23 protein-coding genes are annotated in these 20,994 nt (G+C 69.4%); 14 read left to right on the top strand and 9 right to left on the bottom strand.

The window, feature by feature from the left end; genetic code table 11:
• Positions 1 to 4 precede the first annotated feature (4 nt).
• Both K206_RS0125150 and K206_RS0125145 read right to left on the bottom strand, forming a co-directional pair.
• Positions 5 to 940 (bottom strand): LysR family transcriptional regulator, encoded by a 936-nt coding sequence (locus K206_RS0125150; protein ID WP_020205150.1) that lies wholly within the window; start codon positions 938 to 940, stop codon positions 5 to 7.
• An 82-nt stretch (positions 941 to 1,022) separates the two neighbouring features.
• A complete protein-coding gene (locus tag K206_RS0125145) occupies positions 1,023 to 1,250 on the bottom strand; it encodes a cysteine-rich CWC family protein (RefSeq protein ID WP_020205149.1) in 228 nt (75 codons plus the stop codon).
• Positions 1,251 to 1,617: 367 nt separating this feature from the next.
• On the opposite strand from K206_RS0125145, the gene argB reads away from it, so the two are divergent.
• The 3 genes from argB to slmA are packed head-to-tail and all read left to right on the top strand — an operon-like array spanning position 1,618 to position 4,292.
• Positions 1,618 to 2,547, top strand: coding sequence for an acetylglutamate kinase (argB, locus tag K206_RS0125140; protein WP_369796926.1), 930 nt, complete (start codon positions 1,618 to 1,620; stop codon positions 2,545 to 2,547).
• A gap of 60 nt (positions 2,548 to 2,607) precedes the next feature.
• On the top strand, positions 2,608 to 3,600 hold the full coding sequence (locus K206_RS0125135) for a pyrimidine 5'-nucleotidase (RefSeq protein ID WP_020205147.1): 993 nt from the start codon (positions 2,608 to 2,610) through the stop codon (positions 3,598 to 3,600).
• The gene (gene slmA, locus K206_RS0125130) at positions 3,597 to 4,292 is read left to right on the top strand and encodes a nucleoid occlusion factor SlmA (protein ID WP_020205146.1); all 696 of its coding nucleotides are present in this window, start codon (positions 3,597 to 3,599) and stop codon (positions 4,290 to 4,292) included. The genes K206_RS0125135 and slmA overlap by 4 nt, the downstream gene beginning before the upstream one ends.
• Before the next feature lie 10 nt (positions 4,293 to 4,302).
• Here the strand turns inward: slmA and K206_RS0125125 are convergent, their stop codons facing one another.
• The 4 genes from K206_RS0125125 to creB form a co-directional block, all read right to left on the bottom strand.
• Entirely contained in the window at positions 4,303 to 5,175 is an 873-nt protein-coding gene (locus K206_RS0125125; protein ID WP_020205145.1) for a DUF817 domain-containing protein, read from the bottom strand.
• 7 nt (positions 5,176 to 5,182) lie between these two features.
• Positions 5,183 to 5,728: a metal-dependent hydrolase gene (locus K206_RS0125120; protein ID WP_020205144.1), complete on the bottom strand. Its 546-nt coding sequence runs from the start codon at positions 5,726 to 5,728 to the stop codon at positions 5,183 to 5,185.
• A gap of 116 nt (positions 5,729 to 5,844) precedes the next feature.
• Complete coding sequence (gene creC / locus K206_RS0125115; RefSeq protein WP_020205143.1) at positions 5,845 to 7,287, bottom strand: two-component system sensor histidine kinase CreC; 1,443 nt, start codon at positions 7,285 to 7,287, stop codon at positions 5,845 to 5,847.
• Positions 7,288 to 7,314: 27 nt separating this feature from the next.
• Positions 7,315 to 8,013: a two-component system response regulator CreB gene (creB, locus tag K206_RS0125110; protein WP_020205142.1), complete on the bottom strand. Its 699-nt coding sequence runs from the start codon at positions 8,011 to 8,013 to the stop codon at positions 7,315 to 7,317.
• Positions 8,014 to 8,349: 336 nt separating this feature from the next.
• Between creB and K206_RS0125105 the strand changes: the two genes are divergently transcribed.
• From K206_RS0125105 to K206_RS0125095, 3 genes are all read left to right on the top strand, one after another.
• Positions 8,350 to 9,522 (top strand): homoserine O-acetyltransferase, encoded by a 1,173-nt coding sequence (locus K206_RS0125105; RefSeq protein ID WP_029044061.1) that lies wholly within the window; start codon positions 8,350 to 8,352, stop codon positions 9,520 to 9,522.
• Positions 9,519 to 10,130 (top strand): methionine biosynthesis protein MetW, encoded by a 612-nt coding sequence (gene metW, locus K206_RS0125100; protein WP_020205140.1) that lies wholly within the window; start codon positions 9,519 to 9,521, stop codon positions 10,128 to 10,130. Before K206_RS0125105 ends, metW begins: the two co-directional genes overlap by 4 nt.
• 156 nt (positions 10,131 to 10,286) lie before the next feature.
• Positions 10,287 to 11,120, top strand: a complete 834-nt coding sequence (locus K206_RS0125095) for an acyl-CoA thioesterase II (protein WP_020205139.1) — start codon at positions 10,287 to 10,289, stop codon at positions 11,118 to 11,120.
• Between the two features lie 19 nt (positions 11,121 to 11,139).
• Here the strand turns inward: K206_RS0125095 and K206_RS0125090 are convergent, their stop codons facing one another.
• Positions 11,140 to 12,396, bottom strand: coding sequence for a muropeptide transporter (locus tag K206_RS0125090; RefSeq protein ID WP_020205138.1), 1,257 nt, complete (start codon positions 12,394 to 12,396; stop codon positions 11,140 to 11,142).
• A 207-nt stretch (positions 12,397 to 12,603) separates the two neighbouring features.
• Between K206_RS0125090 and K206_RS0125085 the strand changes: the two genes are divergently transcribed.
• Entirely contained in the window at positions 12,604 to 13,539 is a 936-nt protein-coding gene (locus K206_RS0125085) for a M48 family metallopeptidase (RefSeq protein WP_020205137.1), read from the top strand.
• 112 nt (positions 13,540 to 13,651) lie between these two features.
• Positions 13,652 to 14,125: an excinuclease ATPase gene (locus tag K206_RS0125080; protein ID WP_155888211.1), complete on the top strand. Its 474-nt coding sequence runs from the start codon at positions 13,652 to 13,654 to the stop codon at positions 14,123 to 14,125.
• Between the two features lie 70 nt (positions 14,126 to 14,195).
• On the opposite strand, the gene argC is transcribed toward K206_RS0125080, so the two are convergent.
• Entirely contained in the window at positions 14,196 to 15,143 is a 948-nt protein-coding gene (argC, locus tag K206_RS0125075) for an N-acetyl-gamma-glutamyl-phosphate reductase (protein WP_029044059.1), read from the bottom strand.
• 178 nt (positions 15,144 to 15,321) lie between these two features.
• Between argC and K206_RS0125070 the strand changes: the two genes are divergently transcribed.
• Together K206_RS0125070 and K206_RS0125065 are read left to right on the top strand one after the other, a co-directional pair.
• Positions 15,322 to 15,624, top strand: coding sequence for a type II toxin-antitoxin system MqsR family toxin (locus K206_RS0125070; RefSeq protein ID WP_029044058.1), 303 nt, complete (start codon positions 15,322 to 15,324; stop codon positions 15,622 to 15,624).
• Positions 15,621 to 16,022 carry a type II toxin-antitoxin system MqsA family antitoxin gene (locus tag K206_RS0125065; protein ID WP_020205133.1) on the top strand — a complete coding sequence of 134 codons (402 nt, stop codon included), beginning with the start codon at positions 15,621 to 15,623 and terminating at the stop codon, positions 16,020 to 16,022. The genes K206_RS0125070 and K206_RS0125065 overlap by 4 nt, the downstream gene beginning before the upstream one ends.
• Positions 16,023 to 16,046: 24 nt before the next feature.
• Here K206_RS0125065 and K206_RS0125060 read toward each other — a convergent pair whose 3' ends face one another.
• Entirely contained in the window at positions 16,047 to 16,823 is a 777-nt protein-coding gene (locus K206_RS0125060) for an exodeoxyribonuclease III (protein WP_020205132.1), read from the bottom strand.
• Positions 16,824 to 16,852: 29 nt separating this feature from the next.
• Between K206_RS0125060 and pyrE the strand changes: the two genes are divergently transcribed.
• The 4 genes from pyrE to K206_RS0125040 all read left to right on the top strand — a co-directional run bounded on the left by pyrE (position 16,853) and on the right by K206_RS0125040 (position 20,946).
• Positions 16,853 to 17,542, top strand: coding sequence for an orotate phosphoribosyltransferase (pyrE, locus tag K206_RS0125055; RefSeq protein ID WP_020205131.1), 690 nt, complete (start codon positions 16,853 to 16,855; stop codon positions 17,540 to 17,542).
• A gap of 179 nt (positions 17,543 to 17,721) precedes the next feature.
• Positions 17,722 to 18,462: an acetoacetate decarboxylase gene (locus K206_RS0125050; protein WP_020205130.1), complete on the top strand. Its 741-nt coding sequence runs from the start codon at positions 17,722 to 17,724 to the stop codon at positions 18,460 to 18,462.
• A gap of 123 nt (positions 18,463 to 18,585) precedes the next feature.
• The gene (locus tag K206_RS0125045; protein WP_020205129.1) at positions 18,586 to 19,368 is read left to right on the top strand and encodes a 3-hydroxybutyrate dehydrogenase; all 783 of its coding nucleotides are present in this window, start codon (positions 18,586 to 18,588) and stop codon (positions 19,366 to 19,368) included.
• 216 nt (positions 19,369 to 19,584) lie between these two features.
• Positions 19,585 to 20,946 carry a patatin-like phospholipase family protein gene (locus tag K206_RS0125040; RefSeq protein ID WP_020205128.1) on the top strand — a complete coding sequence of 454 codons (1,362 nt, stop codon included), beginning with the start codon at positions 19,585 to 19,587 and terminating at the stop codon, positions 20,944 to 20,946.
• The last annotated feature ends 48 nt before the right edge of the window (positions 20,947 to 20,994 follow it).

Raw genomic sequence — 20,994 nt, 5'->3', positions numbered from 1 at the left:
CGGCTCAGCGGCGCAGGCTGATCGCGTCGCCGGGCTCGTCGCCGGCCGCCACCGCCTTGACGCGCTCGCGCAGCCAGGTCTGGCCCGGGTCGGCGTCGGTGCGGTCGTGCCAGATCAGGCTGAAGGTGAAGCCCGGCAGCGCGAAGGGCGGCTCGAACACCGCGAAGCGCGCGTCGTCCTCGAACGCGGCCAGGCTGCGGCGCGCGGTGGTCAGGACCAGGTTGGTGCCGGCGATCAGCGCCGGCGCCACGCTCCAGTGGGGCAGCACGCAGGCGATCTTGCGCCGCCCGCCGGCCTTGGCCACCGCGGCGTCGATGGCGTCCACGCGCTCGCCGTGGGCCGACACCAGCACGTGCGAGCGAGCCAGGTAAGCCACCTGGTCCAGCTTGCCCTGGCCGCGCACCGTGGCCGCATCCACCATGCAGGCATAGGCTTCCTCGAACAGCGGCGCGCCGCGCATGCCTTCGGGCGGCGCCTCGAACACGCCCAGCGCGAGGTCGATCTCGCCGTCCGCCACCTTGGCCACCATGCCTTCGCGGCTGGCCTGCGAGACCACCAGGTCGATGCCCGGCGCGGCCTTGCGCACCGCGCGCAGCAGGCCGGGCAGCAGCGCCATCGCGCCGTAGTCGGACATGGCCAGGCGGAAGCTGCGGCGCGCCGTGGCGGGCTGGAAGCCCGTCGGCCCGAGCAGGATGCGCACCTGCGCCAGCGCCTCGGCCAGCGGCCCGGCCAGCTCGTGGGCGCGCGGGCTCGGCACCAGCCCGCCCTGGCCGCGCACCAGCAGCGGGTCGTCCAGCAACTGGCGCAGGCGGCCCAGCGCGTGGCTGACGGCCGGCTGGCTCAGGTGCAGGCGCAGCGCCGCGCGCGAGATATGTCGTTCGGCCAGCAGCGCTTCCAGCACCACCAGCAGGTTCAGGTCGATTGCACGTAGATCATTCATGGGGCGAATAGTAGCCGCATGAATGGGAAATGGAAATTCGTTGCGCAATATTTTGCGCGGGGCACCGCGGCAGGCCCGCCGCTCAGGCGGCGCCGGGCGCCGCTTCGGCGGCCTCGCGGCGCCTGGCCAGGCAAGCCGGGCACAGGCAGTGCCGGCCCGGCACGATCAGCCGCGCCGGCAGCAGCGGCTGGCTGGCGCACCAGCACTGCGGCAGGCCGGCCGCGTAGCCGCACACGAAGCCGGCGCCGCAGGCGCCGCAATGCTCGACCGGGCGCAGCTGGCCGGTCAGCACGGTGGCCGGGTCGCTCACGGCGCGGCGCCGGGCTTGCCGGCATTGTCTGCGGTGCCCGGGCGGCGCCTGTCGGTGCGCAGGGCATCGGGTTTGTCAGGGTGCAGGCTCTTTGTCATGCCGCTGTTCTAATGTGTAGCGAGACTTGTGCGCGACCGGCGGGCAGATCGCCGGCTGGACTGTTGCGTGGAGGGGACGTCATGGTGCGCCGCAGGACGCATGTGCCGGCCTTGTGCCCCCGCTGCGCCACGGTCCGCTCGCGTGCGCTCCGGTTTCTTGTAAAATCGGCGCCTGCCGCGGCCGGAGGTGGCTTGTCAGGGGCACGATGCCCATGACGCGCCTGCCTGCCGCCGGCCAGAACCGCCATGATACCTGTTGAATCTCACGGATGTCCCTTGCCATGAACGCCGACAACCCCGGGCCTGCCGCAACTGCGGTGGCCGCCATCGCCCCCGCCCTCAAGGCCGAAATCCTTGCCGAGGCGCTGCCCTATATCCGCAAGTTTCACGGCAAGACCATCGTGGTCAAGTACGGCGGCAATGCCATGACCGAGGAAAAGCTCAAGCACGGCTTCGCGCGCGACGTGATCCTGCTCAAGCTGGTCGGCATGAACCCGGTGGTGGTCCACGGCGGCGGCCCGCAGATCGACGAGGCGCTGAAGAAGGTCGGCAAGGTCGGCACCTTCATCCAGGGCATGCGCGTGACCGACGAAGAAACGATGGAAGTGGTCGAGTGGGTGCTCGGCGGCGAGGTCCAGCAGGACATCGTCATGCTGATCAACCAGTACGGCGGCCAGGCCGTGGGCCTGACCGGCAAGGACGGCGGCCTGATCCGCGCCAAGCGCCTGAAGATGCCGGACCGCGAGAACCCGGGCGCCTTCATCGACATCGGCTACGTGGGCGACATCGAGGCCATCAACCCGGCCGTGGTCAAGGCGCTGCAGGACGACGCCTTCATCCCGGTGATCTCGCCGATCGGCTTCTCCGACGACGGCCAGGCCTACAACATCAACGCCGACGTGGTCGCCGGCAAGATGGCCGAGATCCTCAAGGCCGAAAAGCTGGTCATGATGACCAACATCCCGGGCGTGATGGACAAGGCCGGCAACCTGCTGACCGACCTGTCGGCGCGCGAGATCGAGGAGCTGTTCGCCGACGGCACCATCTCCGGCGGCATGCTGCCCAAGATCTCGTCGGCGCTGGACGCGGCCAAGAGCGGCGTCAACTCGGTGCACATCGTCGATGGCCGCATCGAACACTCGCTGCTGCTCGAAATCCTGACCGAACAGGCGTTCGGCACCATGATCCGCTCGCACTGAGCGGCGTCCGCCGGCCGCGCGCGCCGCGCGCGGCCGGTCCTGCCTTCCTCCCCTTCCCGCGTGCCGACACCCACCCAGACCCCGCGCCCCAGCCTGCGCGGTGCGCGCCGCCGCCGCCCCGCCGGCGACAATTCCGGCCGCACCGTCTGGCTGTTCGACCTCGACAACACGCTGCACGACGCCTCGCACGCGATCTTTCCGGCCATCAACCGGTTGATGACGGCGTACGTGGCGCGCGTGATCGGCTGCGACGAGGCCACCGCCAGCGAGGTACGGGTGAAGTACTGGCAGCGCTACGGCGCCACGCTGCTCGGCATGATCCGCCACCACGGCGTGGACCCGGCCGACTTCCTGCGCGCCGCGCACGATTTTCCCGAGCTGGCGCAGATGGTGCGCGTGCAGCGCGGGCTGGCCGCGCACCTGATGCGCCTGCCGGGCCGCAAGATCCTCGTCACCAACGCGCCCGCGCAGTACGCGCGCGCGGTGCTGCGCGTGGCCGGCATCGCGCACTGCTTCGAGCGCGTGGTGGCGGTCGAGGACATGTGGGTGCACGGCCACCTGCGGCCCAAGCCCGACCGCCGCATGCTGCGCCGGCTGCTGGCCCAGCACGGCGTGGCGCCGCACCGCGCGGTGCTGGTGGAAGACACGCTGTCCCACCTCAAGCGCTACGCCGGCACCGGCATCCGCACCGCCTGGGTGACGGGCTACCTGCGCACGCTGGCGCCGTCGCGCCCGCACGCGGTGCCGCTGCCGGCCGATGCCGCGGTGGCCGGCGTGAGCGGCGACGCCGTGCTGCGCAGCACGCTCGATGCCGAAGACCGCCAGCGCGCCGGCCACGCCGCGCAGGAGCGCTCGGTGACGCTGGTGGCGGCCGAGACGCAGGACCCGCCGGCCGCGGCCGCGCAGGGCGCGGCGGGCGGCACCGCGCCCCAGGCGCTGCCCGCTTCGGCGCCGCGGGTGCGCGCGCGCATCGTAAATCGTCCCGGCTATGTGGACGTAAAAGTACAATCCATGCATCAACTCAAACAAAGAATGCGGGGAATCGGGTCATGATGCAGAGCAATGGGCGCCCCTCGGGCGCCGCTTCAGGCAGCAATGCCGGCACCACCGCGGGCACCACCGCGGCCGCCGGCGCGCCGGCCGCGGGCGCCGACGGGGCGCCGGTGCGCAAGCGGCCGCGCCCCGGCGAGCGGCGCGTGCAGATCCTGCAGACGCTGGCCGGCATGCTGGAAGTGCCGCGCGGGGAGAAGATCACCACCGCCGCGCTGGCCGCCAAGCTGAGCGTGTCGGAGGCGGCGCTGTACCGCCATTTCGCCAGCAAGGCGCAGATGTTCGAAGGCCTGATCGGCTTCATCGAGCAGACCGTGTTCGGCCTCATCAACCAGATCACCACGCAGGAAGAGAACGGCCTGCGCCAGGCGCACGCCATCGTGCGCATGCTGCTGTCGTTCGCCGAGAAGAACCCCGGCATGACGCGCGTGCTGACCGGCGAGGCGCTGGTCGGCGAGCACGACCGCCTGCAGGAGCGCATCAACCAGCTGGTGGACCGCATCGAGGCCTCGCTGCGGCAGTGCCTGAAGGTCGCCATCAGCCAGGGCGCCTTCCCGGCCGACGCCGACGTGCCGGTGCGCGCCGCGCTGATCGTGGCGGCGGTGCAGGGCCAGTGGCACCGCTACGCCAAGAGCGGCTTCCGCAAGCTGCCCAGCGAGAACGCCGACGCGCAACTGCGCGTGCTGCTGGGCTGAGCCGCCACGATCAGCGCGGCACGTGGATGCTGGCCTTGATGTGCTTGAGGTTGGCCACGATGGTGAAGGTCATCACGATCAGCAGCGACCACGAGCTCCACTTGCCCACGTGCACCGCCGACCACGCGCCGAGCTGGTCGGGATAGCGCCATACCGAGAAGAAGGTGCTGATGTTCTCGGCGATCCAGACGAACAGCCCGATCAGCACGAAGGCCAGCAGCAGCGGCATGCCGCGCTCGCGGTCGAGCGGGCGGAAGCGCACCGTGGCGCGCGCGTAGAGGCCGCAGATGCCGCAGGCCAGGTACCAGCGGTAGTCGCCGATATAGTGGTGCGTGAAAAAGTTGGCATACACCAGCACCGCCATCGCGGCCGCCATCCAGTGCGGCGGATGGTGCCGCACGCTGACGCCGAGGATGCGCCAGGCCTGGATGATGTAGCTGCCCACCGCCGCGTACATGAACCCCGCGAACAGCGGCACGCCAAGCACCTTGGTGTAGGCGAAGTCGGGATAGCTCCACGACTGGATGTCGCCGGAAGTCTTGAACGCCTCCAGCGCGAAGCCCACCACGTGGAACAGGCTGATGGCCTTGAGCTCGTCCACGGTTTCCAGCCGCGCCCACACCATCGCCGCCTGGATGGCGAGCGCCGCGGCCAGCAGCAGGTCGTAGCGCGGGATGCCCAGCCAGCCGCCGCGCGGCACCGCGAACACCGCCAGGAAAAACAGCCCGGCGAACAGGCAGGCGCGCGCCTCCTTGATGCCGAAGGCGAGCAATTCGCACAGCGCGCGCCGCGTGCCCGCCAGCGCCAGCGCCGGGCGCGGCGCGGTCAGGAAGCGGTCGATGCGGTTGGTGGCGACCAGGGCCGCGCCGGTGGCCGGTCTCATGCGCGCCTCACTTGGCCAGCGCGGGACGCCGCGCCAGCCCCGCGCGCTCCAGCCACAGCCGCAGGCCGGCGCCGAGCGTGCCCGCCGCCAGTAGCGGCAGGCCGATCCACAGGCATTCGAGCCGTAGGCGCGCCACGCCGAACAGGCCCGCCGCCGACAGCGGCAATGGCCGCCACGGCAGGTTCACGCGCCGGTCCGTCAGCGGGTAGAACAGCGCCGAGCCGATGCCGCGGTCGGTGAGCAGGTCCAGCAGCGGATGCGACACGGCGCTCGCCGCCACGAACAGGAACGCGATGCCGGGCCGCCAGCCGCGGCGCCGCGCCGCCAGCGCGGCCAGCAGGCCGAGCGCCAGCGCGAAGCCGATCAAGTGCGTCAGGCCCCGGTGGCCCAGCACCGTGTCGTAGCGCACGCCGGCGTGCCAGACGGCGAGCATGTCCAGGTCCGGCAGCACGCTGGCCGCCACGCCGGCGGCCAGCAGGCCGGCCGGCACGCGGCGCGGGCCGAGCGCGGCCGCGAGGGCCAGCGGCGGGGCGCAATGGAGATAGGTCGGCATGAGCGGCGGTTTCCTTTGGGCTCGGCAATGAGAATGCCGCCAGTGTGCCGCCGCCGTGTGAGGCGCCGCGGAAGCCTGTGTGAAGCGAATGTGTGGCGAACCGGCCGCCGCCTGCGCTATGCCGACGGCAGCGTCAGCGTGGCGCAGGCCCCGCCCCGCGCGCCGTTGGCCAGCGCGATGGCGCCCTGGTGCAGCGTGGCGATCTCGCGCACGAAGCACAGCCCCAGCCCGGTGCTCTTGTCCTGGCCGCCCGGGCGCGGCAGCGAGTAGAAGCGCTCGAACAGGCGCGGCAGCGCGTAGTCCGGGATGCCCGGCCCCTGGTCGGCCACGCGCACGGCGGTGGTGGCGCCGGCCTGCTCCACCGAGATGTCCACCGCGCTGCCCGCCGGCGCGAAATCGAGCGCGTTTTCCAGCAGGTTGGCCAGCGCCTGGCGCAGCAGGAACGGGTCGCCTTCCACGGCCGGGTCCGGCTGCGCGGGCGGCAGCAGGCGCAGCGACAGTTCGCGCTGGCGCGCGCGCGGCTCCAGCTCCTGCAGCAGTTGCCCGATCAGCGGCAGCAGCGCCACGCGCTCGCGCGTCTCCAGGCGCTGGCGCTGCTCCAGCGCGGCCAGCGCCAGCAGCTTGCGGATCATCTGTTCCAGGCGCTGCGCCTGGCGGCCGATGTTGGCGGCGAAGCGGCCGCGGTCCGCCGCCGGCATGTCCTCCTGCAGCAGCTCGGCCGCGCCGCCGATGGCCGCCAGCGGGCTCTTCATCTCGTGCGTGAGGGTGTGGATGTAGTGCTCGACGTACTGCTTGTCTTCCAGCCGCGCGCGCATGCCCTGCACCGCGCGGCCCAGCTCGGCCAGCTCGCTGGCGCCGCGCAGCGGCATCTCGGCGCGCTCGCCGGCCGCCACCGCGCGCGCGTAGCGCTGCAGGCGGCGCAGGCCGTGCACCAGCCACAGCGTGCAGGCCAGGCCGATGGCGAAGGCGCAGCCCATCAGCAGCAGGCCGTTGAGCAGGATCTTGCGCTGGCTGCGCGCGATGAACGGCGCCATCGTCACGTTGGGCTTGGCCACGGTCAGCACGCCGATGATCCGGCCGCCGTCGCGGATCGGCGCGGCCACGTGCATGACGGTGCTGGCGTCGTCGTCCGGGTCGGCGCGCGTGCTGCGCGCGCCGTACTGGCCGCGCAGGGTGCGGTAGACGTCGTTCCAGCGCGAGTAGTCGGCGCCTGTCGCGCCTGTCCCGGCGTCGCCGGAGTCGAAGCGCACGATGCCGCGCTCGTCGGTGACGTAGATGCGGTAGCCGACCGCGTCCTTGTGCATGCCCCACACGTTGGCGTCGACCTTGTCCTCGCGCAGCCGCGCCAGGCGCCGCGCGAAGGCGCCGTCGGCGATGTGCCCGCTCTTGAGGTCGTCGGCGGCCAGCACCGCGAGCACGTGGGCGGTGTCGACCAGCGTGTCCTCCATCGCCTGCCGCACGCCCGGCTTGACCTCCTGCACGAACACGCGCAGCGTGAGGAAGGCCGCCAGCCCGACGATCAGGAAGAAGCCGAAGAAGATGCGAAGGCCGATGTGCATGCGTGGGCGCGAAGGAAGAGAGCGGGATCAGGCCGCGAGCGAATAGCCCATGCCGCGGTGCGTGCGGATCGGGTCGCAGCCGGGATCGAGCGCGCGCAGCTTGGCGCGCACGGTCTTGACGTGGGTGTCGACGGTGCGGTCGATGGTGTCGGCGGCATCGTGCCAGACCAGTGCCATCAGCTGCGCGCGCGAGTAGATGCGCCCCGGGTGTCGCAGCAGCAGCGACAGCAGCAAGTATTCGTAGCGGGTCAGGTCCAGCCACCGGCCGCGCCAGGCCACGCGCGCGCCGTCGGCATCGAGCGTGAATCCCTGCGCGGCGGCGGCGGCTGGCGGCGCTGGTGGCGGTGCAGCGCGCGTGCCGGCGCGGCGCAGGATCACGCGCACGCGCGCGGCCAGCTCGCGCGGCGAGAACGGCTTGACCACGTAGTCGTCGGCGCCGATCTCCAGGCCCACGATGCGGTCGATCTCTTCATGGCGCGCGGTCAGGAAGATCACCGGCACGTCGGAGAACGTGCGCAGCGTGCGGCAGACCTCGAAGCCGTTGATGTCCGGCAGGCCCACGTCGAGGATCACCAGGTCGGGCACCTGCGCGCGCAGCCGCGCCAGCGCCGCGCCACCGAGCGCGCAATGCGCCACCGACATGCCGTCGGTGGACAGCGCGTAGAGGATGGTGTCCGCGATCGCGGCTTCGTCTTCGATGACCAGGATGCTGGGCGGGTTCGTCAAGGCAAGGCTCGCTGGCAGTAGGGACAACGGCGCGGGGCAGGCGGCGCCGGCGCCGTTTGCTCTATAATAAGCGCGTCGCGCCGATTTGATGACTGGCTTGCGGGCGCGCGGCAGCCACGGTTCCCTTGTCGGGATGTCGCGGCGGCCAATATAAATGCGGCTAAAGAGGTTGGGCCGGTACCCTGCCACGCAAGGCACCGGCAAGCGGCGACAAGGCCCGCGCAAAACCCGATTGGCTGCGCCACCGTTCGTGCAAATGCAAACCGCAACCGCACGCGACGGCCATGCAAATGCCGGTCGGGTTTTTTTACGCCCGTCTCCCGGCGGGCCCACTTCATGACAGACGTAGCTACGCCTCCTGCCACGCTGGCACCGCCGGCCGATTCGGTCGGCATCGTCACGCCGCGGCGCATGCATTTCCCCGAGCCGCTGAAGCTGCGCAACGGCACCTCGATCGCCGACTACGACCTGATGGTCGAGACCTACGGCACGCTCAACGCCGCGCGCTCCAACGCCGTGCTGGTGTGCCACGCGCTCAACGCCTCGCACCACGTGGCGGGCGTGTCGGCGCACGATCCGCACGACGTGGGCTGGTGGGACAACATGGTCGGCCCCGGCAAGCCGCTCGACACCAACCGCTTCTTCGTCATCGGCGTGAACAACCTCGGCTCGTGCTTCGGCTCGACCGGCCCGATGAGCCCCAACCCGGCCACCGGCAAGCCCTATGGCGCGATGTTCCCGGTGGTGACGGTGGAAGACTGGGTCAACGCGCAGGCGCGCGTGGCCGACCAGTTCGGCATCGCGCAGTTCGCCGCGGTGATGGGCGGCAGCCTCGGCGGCATGCAGGCGCTGGCGTGGAGCCTGATGTACCCGGACCGGCTGCGCCACTGCATCGTGGTGGCCTCCACGCCCAAGCTGTCGGCGCAGAACATCGCCTTCAACGAGGTGGCGCGCAGCGCCATCCTGTCGGACCCGGACTTCCACGGCGGCAACTACTACGCGCACAACGTCAAGCCCAAGCGCGGCCTGCGCGTGGCGCGCATGATCGGCCATATCACCTACCTGTCCGACGAGGACATGGCCGAGAAATTCGGCCGCGAGCTCAAGACCGACGACATCCGCTTCTCGTTCGACGTCGAGTTCCAGGTGGAGAGCTACCTGCGCTACCAGGGCGACAAGTTCGCCGAGTATTTCGACGCCAACACCTACCTGCTGATCACGCGCGCGCTGGACTACTTCGATCCCGCGCTGGCCTTCGGCGGCGACCTCACGCGCGCGGTGGCGCAGACCCGCGCCAGCTTCCTGGTGGCCAGCTTCACCACCGACTGGCGCTTCGCGCCGAACCGCAGCCGCGAGCTGGTCAAGGCGCTGCTCGACAACAAGCGCCCGGTCAGCTACGCCGAGATCGACGCGCCGCACGGCCACGACGCCTTCCTGCTGGACGACGCGCGCTACCACAACCTGATGCGCGCCTACTACCAGCGCATCGCCGAGGAGATTGGCGCATGAACGCCGCTGCCAACCCCAACATCCTGGCGCTGCGCCCCGACTTCCGCGCCATCGCGCGCTGGATCGAGCCCGATTCCACCGTGCTGGACCTCGGCTGCGGCGACGGCAGCCTGCTGCGCGTGCTGCAGGACGAGCTCGACGTGCAGGCCTACGGCATCGAGATCCAGGACGAAGGCGTGCTGGCGTGCGCGCAGAAGGGCGTGCACGTGATCCAGCAGAACCTGGAAGGCGGACTGGCGCTGTTCGAGGACAAGAGCTTCGATACGGTGATCCTGTCGCAGACGCTGCAGACCATCCACAACACCGCGCAGGTCCTGCGCGAGACGCTGCGCGTGGGGCGCGAATGCATCGTGTCGTTTCCCAACTTCGGCTACTGGCCGCACCGGCTGTCGGTGTTCCGCGGCCGCATGCCGGTGTCGGAGGCGCTGCCCTACCAGTGGTACAACACGCCCAACGTGCGCGTGCTGACCATCAGCGACTTCGAGGCGCTCGCGCCCAAGGTCGGGCTGCGCGTGCTGGACCGCGTGGTGATGCACGAAGGCGTGACGGTCAACTGGGGGCGGAACTGGCGCGGCAGCCTGGCGGTGTACCGGGTGTGTGCCGCCTGAGGGCGGCGCGAAGGCAGCGCGAAGGTAGTGTGACGGCGGCCTGAACGGGCGCGTCCGGCCCTGGCGGCGCGCGCCGGCAGCGCGCGGCGCTTTGGCGTATTATCGAACGATCGTACTTTTTTCGGCATCGATTCAAACATAATACGCAGAGACATCATGACCGCCACCCAAGCCGCCAGCCACCCCGTCCACTCCTTCGACCACGCGATCGCGCTGGAGCACGCGGGCGGCAATCTCTTCCATGGCCGCACCACGCCGGAGTACTGGAACATGATCGGGCCGTTCGGCGGCATCACCGCGGCCACGCTGCTGCAGGCCGCGCTCCGGCATCCGGCCCGGCTCGGCGACCCGTCCGCGCTGACCGTCAACTTCGCCGGCCCGATCGTGGCAGGGCCGTTCGTGATCGAGGCGCGCCCGGTGCGCACCAACCGCAACACCCAGCACTGGTCGATCGAGCTGCGCCAGGGCGACGAGGTGGCCACCACCGCCACCGCCTTCTTCGCCGTGCGCCGCGAGACGTGGAACTGCGCCGAGGCGGCATTCCCGCAGGTGCCGCCCGCGCAGGCCGTGCCGCCGATGGCGGGCTTCGCGCCGGTGCGCTGGCTCGACGCCTACGAGCTGCGCCCGGTGCGCGGCGCCAAGCCGAGCGCCGAGCCCGGCACCGAGCATCCCGACAGCCTCACGCAGTTCTGGCTGCGCGACGCGCCGGCGCGCACGCCGGACTTCGCCGCGATGGCGGCGTGGTGCGACACCTTCTACCCGCGCATCTTCCTCAAGCGCGCCGGTTTCGTGCCGGCCGGCACGGTGTCGCTGACCACGTATTTCCATGCCGACGCCGCCACGCTGGCCGCGCTCGGCGACAGCCACGTGCTGGGCAGCGCCCAGGCGCAGGTGTTCCGCCAGGGCTTCTTCGACCAGGGCGCGCAGATCTGGAGCCCGCAGGGCGAATTGCTCGCCACCTCGCACCAGATCGTCTACTACAAGCAGTAAGGCCGGCGGCCCCGCCGCGTCAGGCGGCGGCGCGCGCGCTGGCCTCGTAGCGGTGCACGGTGTTGCGCATCGCCCAGAGCAGCGCCACGCCCGGCAGCGCCACCACCACCGTGCTGAGGTAGAACGCCGGCCAGCCGAACGCCTCCACCAGGTAGCCCGAGCTGGGCCCCACGTAGACGCGCCCGACCGAGGCCAGCGCCGACAGCAGCGCGTACTGCGTGGCCGAGAACGAGCGGTTGCACAGCGTCATCAGCAGCGCCACGAAGGCGGCCGTGCCCATGCCGCCGCACAGGTTCTCCACGAAGATGGTGGCGCCCATGCTCCACAGGTGCGGCGGCGTCACCGCCAGCAGCCAGTAGCCGAGGTTGGACACCGCCTGCAGCATGCCGAACAGCATCAGCGAGCGGTACAGCCCCAGGCGCACCATCAGCGTGCCGCCGAACAGCGCGCCCACGATGGTGGCGGCCAGCCCGAGCGTCTTGTTGACCAGCCCGACCTCGCCGGCGGAAAAACCCACGCCGCGGATCAGGAAGGTGGTCGACAGGCTGCCGGCGAAGGCGTCGCCGAGCTTGTACAGCACGATCAGCAGCAGCAGCCACCACGCGCCCGGGCGCGAGAAGAAGTCGCGCAGCGGGCCGAGGATCGCCTCCTCGATGGAGCGCGGCATGCGCGCCGGCGATTCCGCCTCGGGCGCCCACGACAGCGAGAAGATGCCGATGCCCATCAGGCCGGCCATCAGGATGTACATCTGCTGCCAGCCCATCACGCGGTCGGCCAGCCACAGCGCCAGCCCGCCCGAGACCAGCATCGCCAGCCGGTAGCCCAGCACCTTGACCGCCGCGCCCACGCCGCGCTCGGGCGCGCGCAGCACGTCGGTGCTGTAGGCGTCGAACACGATGTCCTGCGAGGCCGACAGGAAGGCCACCAGCGTGGCCAGCGCCGCCAGCGCCCACAATGCCTCGCGCGGCGGGCAGAAGGCCATGCCGGCGATGCCCAGCACCAGCCCGAGCTGCGTGACCAGCAGCCAGCCGCGGCGCCGGCCCAGCAGCGGCGGCGTGTAGCGGTCCATCAGCGGCGCCCACAGGAACTTGAAGATGTAGGCCTGGCCCACCAGCGAGAAGAAGCCGATGGTCTTGATGTCGAGGCCTTCCACCGTCATCCAGGCCTGCAGGGTCCCGGAGGTGAGTGCCAGCGGCAGCCCGGAGGCGAAGCCCAGCGTCAGCATGGCGCCGATGCGGCGGTTGCGGAAAATGTCGAGATAGTCTTGGAAGGTCATGAATCGGCGGCGATGGGCCAGGCGGGGCGCCGTGTATTATTGCATTACGCTGCGGCCGGGCCGGCAGGTGCCGGGCGCTTTCGCGGCGCGACCGCGCCGCCTGTTGCAAACCAGCCTGCAAACCACGTCCGGCAAACCGCTTCCGGGGAATCCTCCATGTCCGATTGCCAGCATTGTCAGAACCGCCCCCGCCAGGCCGGGCTGGCGATGCCGCGGCAGTTCGCCGCGCTGGCGCTGGCGGCTTCGGCCGCGTTCGGCGCGCCGGCGGCCCTGGCCCAGGACGCCGAGCCGGACGACGGCATCCGCGTGCAGCGCGGCGGCGCGCCGGTGCGGCTGATCGTGCCGGTCGAGGTGATCGAGCAGCAGGCCGCGCAGGAATACGAGCAGATCAAGACCGAGGCGCAGTCCAAGCGCACGCTGGCGCCGGACGGCAACCCGCAGCTGATCCGCCTGCGCGCCATCGCCAGGCGCCTGCTGCCGCAGACCACGCGCTGGAACGAACGCGCGCGGCAGTGGAAGTGGGAGGTCAACCTGATCAACTCCAGGCAGGTCAATGCCTTCTGCATGCCGGGCGGCAAGATCGCCTTCTACTCCGGCCTGCTCGACCAGCTCAAGCTCACCGACGACGAAGTCGCCGAGGTGATGGGGCACGAGATCGCCCACGCGCTGCAGGAGCACGCGCGCGAGCGCGCCGCCAAGTCCGAGATCACCAACCTCGGCGCCAACGTGATCTCGCAACTGTTCGGCTTCGGCAACCTCGGCAACATGGCGATCGGCACCAGCGCGCAACTGCTCACGCTGCGTTTCTCGCGCGCCGACGAGACCGAGGCCGACCTGGTCGGCATGGACATCGCCGCGCGCGCCGGCTTCGACCCGCGCGCCGCGATCTCGCTGTGGCAGAAGATGGGCATGGTGTCGAAGGCGCCGGCGCAGCAGGGCTCCGAGTTCCTGTCCACCCATCCCTCCGGCCGCACCCGCATCGCCGAGCTGGAAAAGCATCTGCCCGAGGTCCTGCCGCTGTACGCGCGCGCGATCGAGTCGAGCATGGCGAAGCTGCCCGAGTACCGAGCCAACATGGCCAACCTGGGCGGCGCCCCCGAGGACAGCGGCGACGACGATCGCCAGAAGCCGCTGAAAAAGTAGGGCGGCAAGGGCCTCCGCCGCGCGGCGCATCGCATAGGATGAAGATGTGCGCGGCCCGCGGCGCGGCGCCGTGCCGCCTTTTCTCGTGATGTCACGGAGCAAGGAGCGGGATATGAAACGATGGATGCGGATCAGCCTGATGGCCGGCGCGCTGCTGGCCGGCGCCAGCGCGCAGGCGGCCGACCAGTTGCTCAACCAGCCGATCGACAAGGCGCTGGCCTCGGCCGAGGCCAAGTCGCGCGTGGATCCGTCGATCAGGCTGCTGTTCGGCTTCAACCGGCTGCCCGACGCGCAGGTCGGCCAGACCTACAAGACCGTCAAGCGCATCCGCCGGCCGGTGGACAACAGCGGCGCCACCGGCGCCGCGCCGCCGCCCGGAGACGAGGAACTGTGCGCCACCACTTTCGTGCAGGCCGTGCAGGAGCTGCAGCAGCGCGCCATGAAGGAAGGCGGCAACGCGGTGGTCGACATCCGCAGCAACTGGAAGAACGACGAGACCGCCAGCGACAGCACCTATGTCTGCGCCAAGGGGGCCGCGTATATCGGCGTGGCGCTCAAGGGCGTGGTGGTCCGCACGGGCAGTTGAGTCCGAGCCATGAAAAAAGCCGGCTGAGGCCGGCTTTTTTCATCTACCCCGGACAACCGGACGGCGCCACTCAGGCGCGCAGCCCGGTCGCCTCGTCCGCGCCCACATGCACGTTCATGCATTGCACGGCGGCGCCGGCGGCGCCCTTGCCCAGGTTGTCCAGGCGCGCCATCAGCACGATGCGCTCGGCCGAGCCGAACACGAACAGGTCGACGCGGTTGGTATCGTTGCTGGCCTGCACGTCGAAGAAGCCGCCGTCGAGGTTGGCTTCGTCGCCCACCGGCATCACGCGCACGAACTGCTCGCCTTCGTAGTGCTTGCGGTAGATGTCGGCGATCTGCTCCGGCGTGACCTTGCGCGCGAGGCGGTCCGGGTACACCGGCACCGTCACGGCCAGGCCCTTGAGGAAGTTGCCGACGATCGGGCTGAAGATCGGCGCGTGCGCCAGGCCGGTCTGCACGCGCATCTCCGGCAGGTGCTTGTGCGCCAGGCCCAGCGAATAGGGACGCGGGCTGTTCAGCTTCGGATTACCGCCGGCTTCGAACTCCGCGATCATCTGCTTGCCGCCGCCGCTGTAGCCGGTCAGCGAGAACGCCGAGACCGGGTAGTCGGCCTGCATCACGCCGGCTTCCACCAGCGGGCGCACCGCCAGCACGAAGGCGCTGGCGTGGCAGCCCGGCACCGCGATGCGCTTGCTCGCGCGGACCTTCTCGCGCTGGCCGCGCGTGAGTTCCGGCAGGCCGTAGGCCCAGTTGTCGGCGGTGCGGAACGCCGTGCTGGCGTCGATCACGCAGGTATCCGGATTGGTCACGAGCGACACGGCTTCGCGCGACGCCACGTCGGGCAGGCACAGGAAAGCGACGTCCGCGGCATTCAGGAATCGTGCTCGCTCGGCCGGGTCCTTGCGCTTGTCATCGGCGATACGCAGCAGTTCCACATCGGAACGGCCGGACAGATAGTCGAGCAACCGGAGGCCGGTAGTGCCTTCCTGACCATCTACGAACACTTTGAAAACCATGGCGGACTCACTCGGAAATACGAAGGTTCCCATGCCGGAATCGGACGGGAACCAGCATTGTAACTAGGTTGGGATGACGCTGCGGTGTCGATGCGGGCCTTGATGGGCTTTGATGGGCCTTGATGCGGCGGCGCAGCGCGAATCCCTTGATCCCGATAACCTAGTAGGTTAAATTCGCATGGAGAAACATAGGCCGCATTGCCGGCTGTCCGTGGTCAGGACGCTGATCGAGGCGGACCAGGTGCGCCTGACGGCCTCTGCCGCGCGTCATGGCCGCCTGCTCGGGTTCGACCGGGACGGAATCGTTGCCGTGGTTGCCGCGCTGACGCCGGCGGACTTCTACAAGAGCATGACGACCTACGCGAATCACACGGTATGGCAGGACGTCTACCGGCCAGTCACCGCGGCCGGCGCGCTCTATCTGAAACTGACCGTGACCGATGCGGTGCTGGTCGTGTCATTCAAGGAGTGGGAATCATGATCTGTCCGGAATGCGGCGCCGCGGAACTGGTGCACGACACGCGCGACGTGCCCTACACGTACAAGGGCGAAACCACGCTCATCCCGGCCGTCTCTGGCGATTTCTGCCCGGCATGCGGCGAAATCGTGCTCGACCGGGGGCAGGAGGACCGCTACGGCGAAGCGGTGGTGGCATTCAACAAGCAGGTCAACGCCGCCATCGTCGACCCCGAATTCATCGCCGGCGTGCGCAAGCGCCTCGCGCTGGACCAGCGCGAGGCCGCCGAGATCTTCGGCGGCGGCGTCAACGCCTTCTCGCGCTACGAGACCGGCCGGACCCGGCCGCCGCTGGCGCTGGTGAAGCTGCTCAAGCTGCTCGAGCGCCATCCGGAACTGCTGGAAGAGGTGCGCGCCGCGTAGGCGCCGCGCGGAGCCGCCTGTTTCCTACAGCGGGAAATCGTAGTCGATCGACAGCGGCGCGTGATCGCTGAACTTCTCGTCCTTGTAGATCGAGGTGGCGCTGGCCGTGTCGGCGATCTTCGGCGTGGCGAGGTGGTAGTCGATGCGCCAGCCCACGTTCTTCGCGTAGGCCTGGCCGCGGTTGCTCCACCACGTGTACTGCTCGGGTCGCGGGTCGAGCTTGCGGAACACGTCCACGTAGCCGTGCACGTCGAACAGTTCGCCGATCCAGCTGCGCTCCTCCGGCAGGAAGCCCGAGTTCTTCAGGTTGCCCTTCCAGTTCTTGATGTCGATTTCCTTGTGGGCGATATTGACGTCGCCGCACAGCACGATCTCGCGCCCGCTGGCCTTGAGCTGCAGCAGGTGGGGCAGGAAGGCTGCCATGAAGCGGAACTTGGCGAGCTGGCGTTCCTCGCCGCTGGAGCCGGACGGCACGTAGACCGAGATCACGGCCAGGTGCGGATACTGCACCTCCACGTAGCGCCCCTCACTGTCGAACTCGGCGCAGCCGAAGCCCGTGACCACGCGCTCCGGCTTGTGGCGGGTGTAGAGGCCGACGCCGCTGTAGCCTTTTTTCTCCGCGTAGTGGAAGTAGCCGTGGTAGCCGTGCGGCGCGAGGAACGCTTCGGTCATGTCGGCGGACTGGGCCTTGAGCTCCTGGACGCAGACCATGTCGGCGTCCTGCTTGCCCATCCATTCGAAAAAGCCTTTCTTGGCCGCGGAGCGGATGCCGTTGAGGTTGGCGCTGATAATCCGTAACATCTCGGGAAATTTGAAATCAGAGAGAAAAGATGACGCAGCAGACGACGCCGCAGCCCGGCGCTGGCGACCTCAGCCAGACTTTCATCCGTTTTGCGCTGGACGCCGGCGTGCTGTCCTTCGGCGAATTCGTGACCAAGGCAGGGCGCAAGTCGCCGTACTTCTTCAACGCGGGCCTGTTCAACCAGGGTGCGATGCTGGGCCAGGTGGCGCAATTCTATGCGAAAACCCTGCTGGCCTCGGGCGTGGACTTCGACGTGCTGTTCGGGCCGGCCTACAAGGGCATCACGCTGGCCTCGGCCACCGCGGTGGCGCTGTCCGGCCTCGGGCGTGACGTGGGCTTCGCCTACAACCGCAAGGAAGCCAAGGACCACGGCGAGGGCGGCACGCTGGTCGGCGCCAAGCTCAAGGGCAAGGTGGTGATCGTCGACGACGTGATCTCGGCCGGCACCTCGGTGCGCGAATCGATGCAGATGATCCGCGCGGCCGGCGCCGAGCCCGCCGCGGTGCTGATCGCGCTCGACCGCATGGAGAAAAGCGGCACCGCCGAGCAGGTCGGCACCCATTCCGCAGTGCAGGATGTACAGCGCGAATATGGCGTGCCCGTCATCTCGATCGCCAGCCTCAAGGACCTGCTCGCCTACCTGGACGCCTCCCGCGATCCCGCGCTGAGCGCCTCGCGCGAGGCCGTGGCTGCCTATCGCCAGCGCTACGGCGTATAGTCTGGGATCTGTTGCCCGCTGCATTGCAAAGCTTTGTCGCAATGCAGCAGATGACGGGAACCGCGCGGAAAATTCGCCGGTCTGACTGATCTCGCCGGCCGGCCGGGACCGCCCGCCGCCAGCGATTCGCCTTGCCGCCCGGCAAGGCGGCGCAGCATCTCTTCAGGAGGTTAGCTGGCATGGACATCAAGACGATCCGCGAGCAGGCATTCGCCATGCCGCTTACCAGTCCGGCCTATCCGATGGGCCCGTACCGCTTCATCCATCGGGAATTCTTCATCATCACCTACCGCACCGATCCCGCGCTGCTGCGCGCGGTGGTGCCGGAACCGCTGGAGATCGCCGACGCGGTGGTCAACTACGAGTTCATCCGCATGCCGGACTCCACCGGCTTCGGCGACTACACCGAATCGGGCCAGGTGATTCCCGTCACCTACCAGGGCAAGCCCGCCACCTACACCCACGCCATGTACCTCGACGACCATCCGCCGCTGGCGGGCGGGCGCGAGCTGTGGGGCTTCCCGAAGAAACTCGCCAGCCCCAGGCTGGAGGTCCACACCGACACCCTGGTCGGCACGCTCGACTACGGCCCGGTGCGCGTGGCCACCGGCACGATGGGCTACAAGCACCGCGAGCTCGACAAGGACGCGCTCGGCCTGTCGCTCTCCACCACGCCGAACTACCTGCTCAAGGTCATTCCGCACGTGGACGGCAGCCCGCGCATCTGCGAGCTGGTGTGCTACTTCCTCAAGGACGTGGAGATGAAGGGCGCCTGGACCGGCCCGGCCGCGCTGTCGCTGTCGCCGCACGCGCTGGCGCCGGTGTCCGCGCTGCCGGTGCTGGAGGTGCTCGGCGCGAAGCATTTCGTGGCCGACCTCACGCTCGGCCTGGGCGAGGTGGTGTTCGATTACCTGGCCTGAGCGGCCCGCCCGCCGGCCTTTCGTCTTTCGTTCCTTTCATTTTCTTTCGCTCTTTCCGATCTTCCGCGCACCGCGGGCCTCGCCCGCCGCGCCCAACCCGCATCAATCACACGAGGTGTCTTCATGAAGCTCCAGGGAAAAACCGCCATCGTCACCGGCGCCGCCAGCGGCATCGGCAAAGCCATCGCCGACCTGCTGGCCAAGGAGGGCGCGGCGGTCGCCATCGCCGACCTGAATCTCGAGGCCGCGCAGAAAGCCGCCGCCGACATCGAGGCCGCCGGCGGGCGCGCCATCGCCGTGGCGATGGACGTGACCAACGAGGATGCCGTCAACAACGCCACCGACGAGGTCGCCAGGGTCTTCGGCCATATCGACATCCTGGTCTCGAATGCCGGCATCCAGATCGTCAACCCGATCCAGAACTACGCGTTCTCCGACTGGAAGAAGATGCAGGCCATCCACGTGGACGGCGCCTTCCTGACCACCAAGGCCGCGCTCAAGTACATGTACCAGGACAAGCGCGGCGGCACCGTGATCTACATGGGCTCGGTCCATTCGCACGAAGCCTCGCCGCTGAAATCCGCCTACGTCGCCGCCAAGCACGCGCTGCTCGGGCTGGCGCGCGTGCTGGCCAAGGAAGGCGCGGAATACAACGTGCGCTCGCACGTGATCTGCCCGGGCTTCGTGCGCACGCCGCTGGTGGACAAGCAGATCCCCGAGCAGGCCAAGGAACTGGGCATCAGCGAGGAAGAAGTGATCCGCCGCGTGATGCTGGGCGGCACCGTGGACGGCGTCTTCACCACCGTGGACGACGTGGCCCAGACCGCGCTGTTCCTGTGCGCGTTCCCGTCGGCGGCGCTGACCGGGCAGTCGTTCATCGTCAGCCACGGCTGGTACATGCAGTAGGAAGTCGTCTCAAGAAGATCCTGGCGTCGTTGCGGGGCACGGCAAGTACCAGTCGTACTGTCTGCGGCCCCGCGCCTAGCCAGGACCGCTTCGCTTCATTTTGAAACAACTTCCAGGGGCAGCCGGGCGACGCGGTGCCGCGCCGCCGGCAGCCTGAAGGACGAACCAGAGCAAGGAGAGGCCGTGGCAGTAGGACGTCGGCAGAAAGCGGATCAGATGGCAGCGAAGGTCGGGAAAAACGGCGCGCCCGGAGAATCCGGCGCGCCCGGCGCGGCGGCGGCCGTGGTGGCCGATCCCGCGGCGCCCGCGGTGAAGCGCGCGGCAAAGGCGAAGGCGCCCAAGGCGCCGGAGCCCAACTACCTGCCGCCCGGCGGCTGCGCGCCGCCCGATCTCGCGCCCCAGGGCGCCGGGCAGAAACGCCCGGTGCACCACGAATACACGGTGCGCGCGCTGGTGCTGCAAGGCGGCGGCGCGCTCGGCTCCTACCAGGCCGGCGTGTACCAGGGCCTGGCCGAGGCCGGCGTGCAGCCCAACTGGGTGGCGGGCATCTCGATCGGCGCGCTCAACGCTGCGGTCATCGCCGGCAACGCGCCCGAGCGCCGCGTCGAGCAGTTGCGCGCGTTCTGGGAATACATCTGCCGCCAGCCCTGGCTGCCCAGCCTGCTGCCCTACGAGGCGATCGCCGAGAGCGCCGTGCACTGGCCCGATCCGGTGCGCGTCTTCTTCGACGGCATCGAGGCCGCCCGCGCCGTGCTCGAAGGCCAGCGCGGCTTCTTCCAGCCGCGCCTGTGGCCCACGCTGTTCGAGCACCAGGGCGGACCGGGCACCGCCAGCTACTACGACACCTCGCCGCTGAAGTCCACGCTCGAGCGCTTCGCCGATTTCGACCGCATCAACCACCAGCACAACGAGATGCGCGTCTCGGTGGGCGCGGTCAACGTGCGCACCGGCAATTTCGCCTATTTCGACAACACTCGCCGCAAGCTGTCCGCCGAGCATTTCATGGCCTCGGGCGCCCTGCCGCCGGGCTTTCCCGCGGTGGAGATCGACGGCGAGTTCTACTGGGACGGCGGCCTCGTGTCCAACACGCCGCTGTCCGAGGTGCTGACCGCCCAGCCCCGCCGCGACGCGCTGATCTTCCAGGTCGACCTGTGGAGCGCGCGCGGCAAGCTGCCGCACAACCTGCTGGACGTGGCCGAGCGCCAGAAGGACATCCAGTACTCCAGCCGTACCCGCACCATCACCGACTACATGGGCGAGCAGCAGAACTACCGCCGCATGCTCAGCGAAGTGATGGCGCTGGTGCCGCAGGCGCAGCGCGACAGCGACTGGTACCGCAAGGCAGCCGAATACGCATGCGACGCGCGGCGCAACGTGATCCAGCTCATCTACCGCGACAAGACCTTCGAGGGCAATGCCAAGGATTACCAGTTCGGTCTGCTGACCATGAACGAGCACTGGACCAGCGGGCTGGACGACATCCGCGAGACGCTCAAGCACCCGGAATGGCTGGCGATGCCGACGCACGAGCGGCCGTTCGTCACGCATGATATTCATCGGGGGAATGGGGGGGCGTGATTGGTTTTTTGGTTTTCTTGTTCTAGCTGTTGTGGGCCTTGAGGCTCG

This window comes from Cupriavidus sp. WS, assembly GCF_000395345.1.
GTDB lineage: Bacteria > Pseudomonadota > Gammaproteobacteria > Burkholderiales > Burkholderiaceae > Cupriavidus > Cupriavidus basilensis_B.
Note: the sequence above shows the minus strand (reverse complement) of the source record. Positions and strands in the feature narration are given on the sequence as shown.

Bases quoted from the DNA above. Each gene is read 5' to 3' on its own strand.
- K206_RS0125120 (WP_020205144.1), bottom strand. From the start codon at position 5,728: ATGCCGACCTATCTCCATTGCGCCCCGCCGCTGGCCCTCGCGGCCGCG.
- K206_RS0125085 (WP_020205137.1), top strand. From the start codon at position 12,604: ATGCCGCGGCAGTTCGCCGCGCTGGCGCTGGCGGCTTCGGCCGCGTTC.
- creC (WP_020205143.1), bottom strand. From the start codon at position 7,287: ATGCACATCGGCCTTCGCATCTTCTTCGGCTTCTTCCTGATCGTCGGG.
- K206_RS0125050 (WP_020205130.1), top strand. From the start codon at position 17,722: ATGGACATCAAGACGATCCGCGAGCAGGCATTCGCCATGCCGCTTACC.
- K206_RS0125070 (WP_029044058.1), top strand. From the start codon at position 15,322: ATGGAGAAACATAGGCCGCATTGCCGGCTGTCCGTGGTCAGGACGCTG.
- K206_RS0125040 (WP_020205128.1), top strand. From the start codon at position 19,585: ATGGCAGCGAAGGTCGGGAAAAACGGCGCGCCCGGAGAATCCGGCGCG.
- metW (WP_020205140.1), top strand. From the start codon at position 9,519: ATGAACGCCGCTGCCAACCCCAACATCCTGGCGCTGCGCCCCGACTTC.
- K206_RS0125060 (WP_020205132.1), bottom strand. From the start codon at position 16,823: ATGTTACGGATTATCAGCGCCAACCTCAACGGCATCCGCTCCGCGGCC.
- K206_RS0125105 (WP_029044061.1), top strand. From the start codon at position 8,350: ATGACAGACGTAGCTACGCCTCCTGCCACGCTGGCACCGCCGGCCGAT.
- pyrE (WP_020205131.1), top strand. From the start codon at position 16,853: ATGACGCAGCAGACGACGCCGCAGCCCGGCGCTGGCGACCTCAGCCAG.
- argC (WP_029044059.1), bottom strand. From the start codon at position 15,143: ATGGTTTTCAAAGTGTTCGTAGATGGTCAGGAAGGCACTACCGGCCTC.
- K206_RS0125150 (WP_020205150.1), bottom strand. From the start codon at position 940: ATGAATGATCTACGTGCAATCGACCTGAACCTGCTGGTGGTGCTGGAA.
- argB (WP_369796926.1), top strand. From the start codon at position 1,618: ATGTCCCTTGCCATGAACGCCGACAACCCCGGGCCTGCCGCAACTGCG.
- slmA (WP_020205146.1), top strand. From the start codon at position 3,597: ATGATGCAGAGCAATGGGCGCCCCTCGGGCGCCGCTTCAGGCAGCAAT.
- K206_RS0125045 (WP_020205129.1), top strand. From the start codon at position 18,586: ATGAAGCTCCAGGGAAAAACCGCCATCGTCACCGGCGCCGCCAGCGGC.
- K206_RS0125095 (WP_020205139.1), top strand. From the start codon at position 10,287: ATGACCGCCACCCAAGCCGCCAGCCACCCCGTCCACTCCTTCGACCAC.
- K206_RS0125065 (WP_020205133.1), top strand. From the start codon at position 15,621: ATGATCTGTCCGGAATGCGGCGCCGCGGAACTGGTGCACGACACGCGC.
- K206_RS0125125 (WP_020205145.1), bottom strand. From the start codon at position 5,175: ATGAGACCGGCCACCGGCGCGGCCCTGGTCGCCACCAACCGCATCGAC.
- K206_RS0125090 (WP_020205138.1), bottom strand. From the start codon at position 12,396: ATGACCTTCCAAGACTATCTCGACATTTTCCGCAACCGCCGCATCGGC.
- K206_RS0125080 (WP_155888211.1), top strand. From the start codon at position 13,652: ATGAAACGATGGATGCGGATCAGCCTGATGGCCGGCGCGCTGCTGGCC.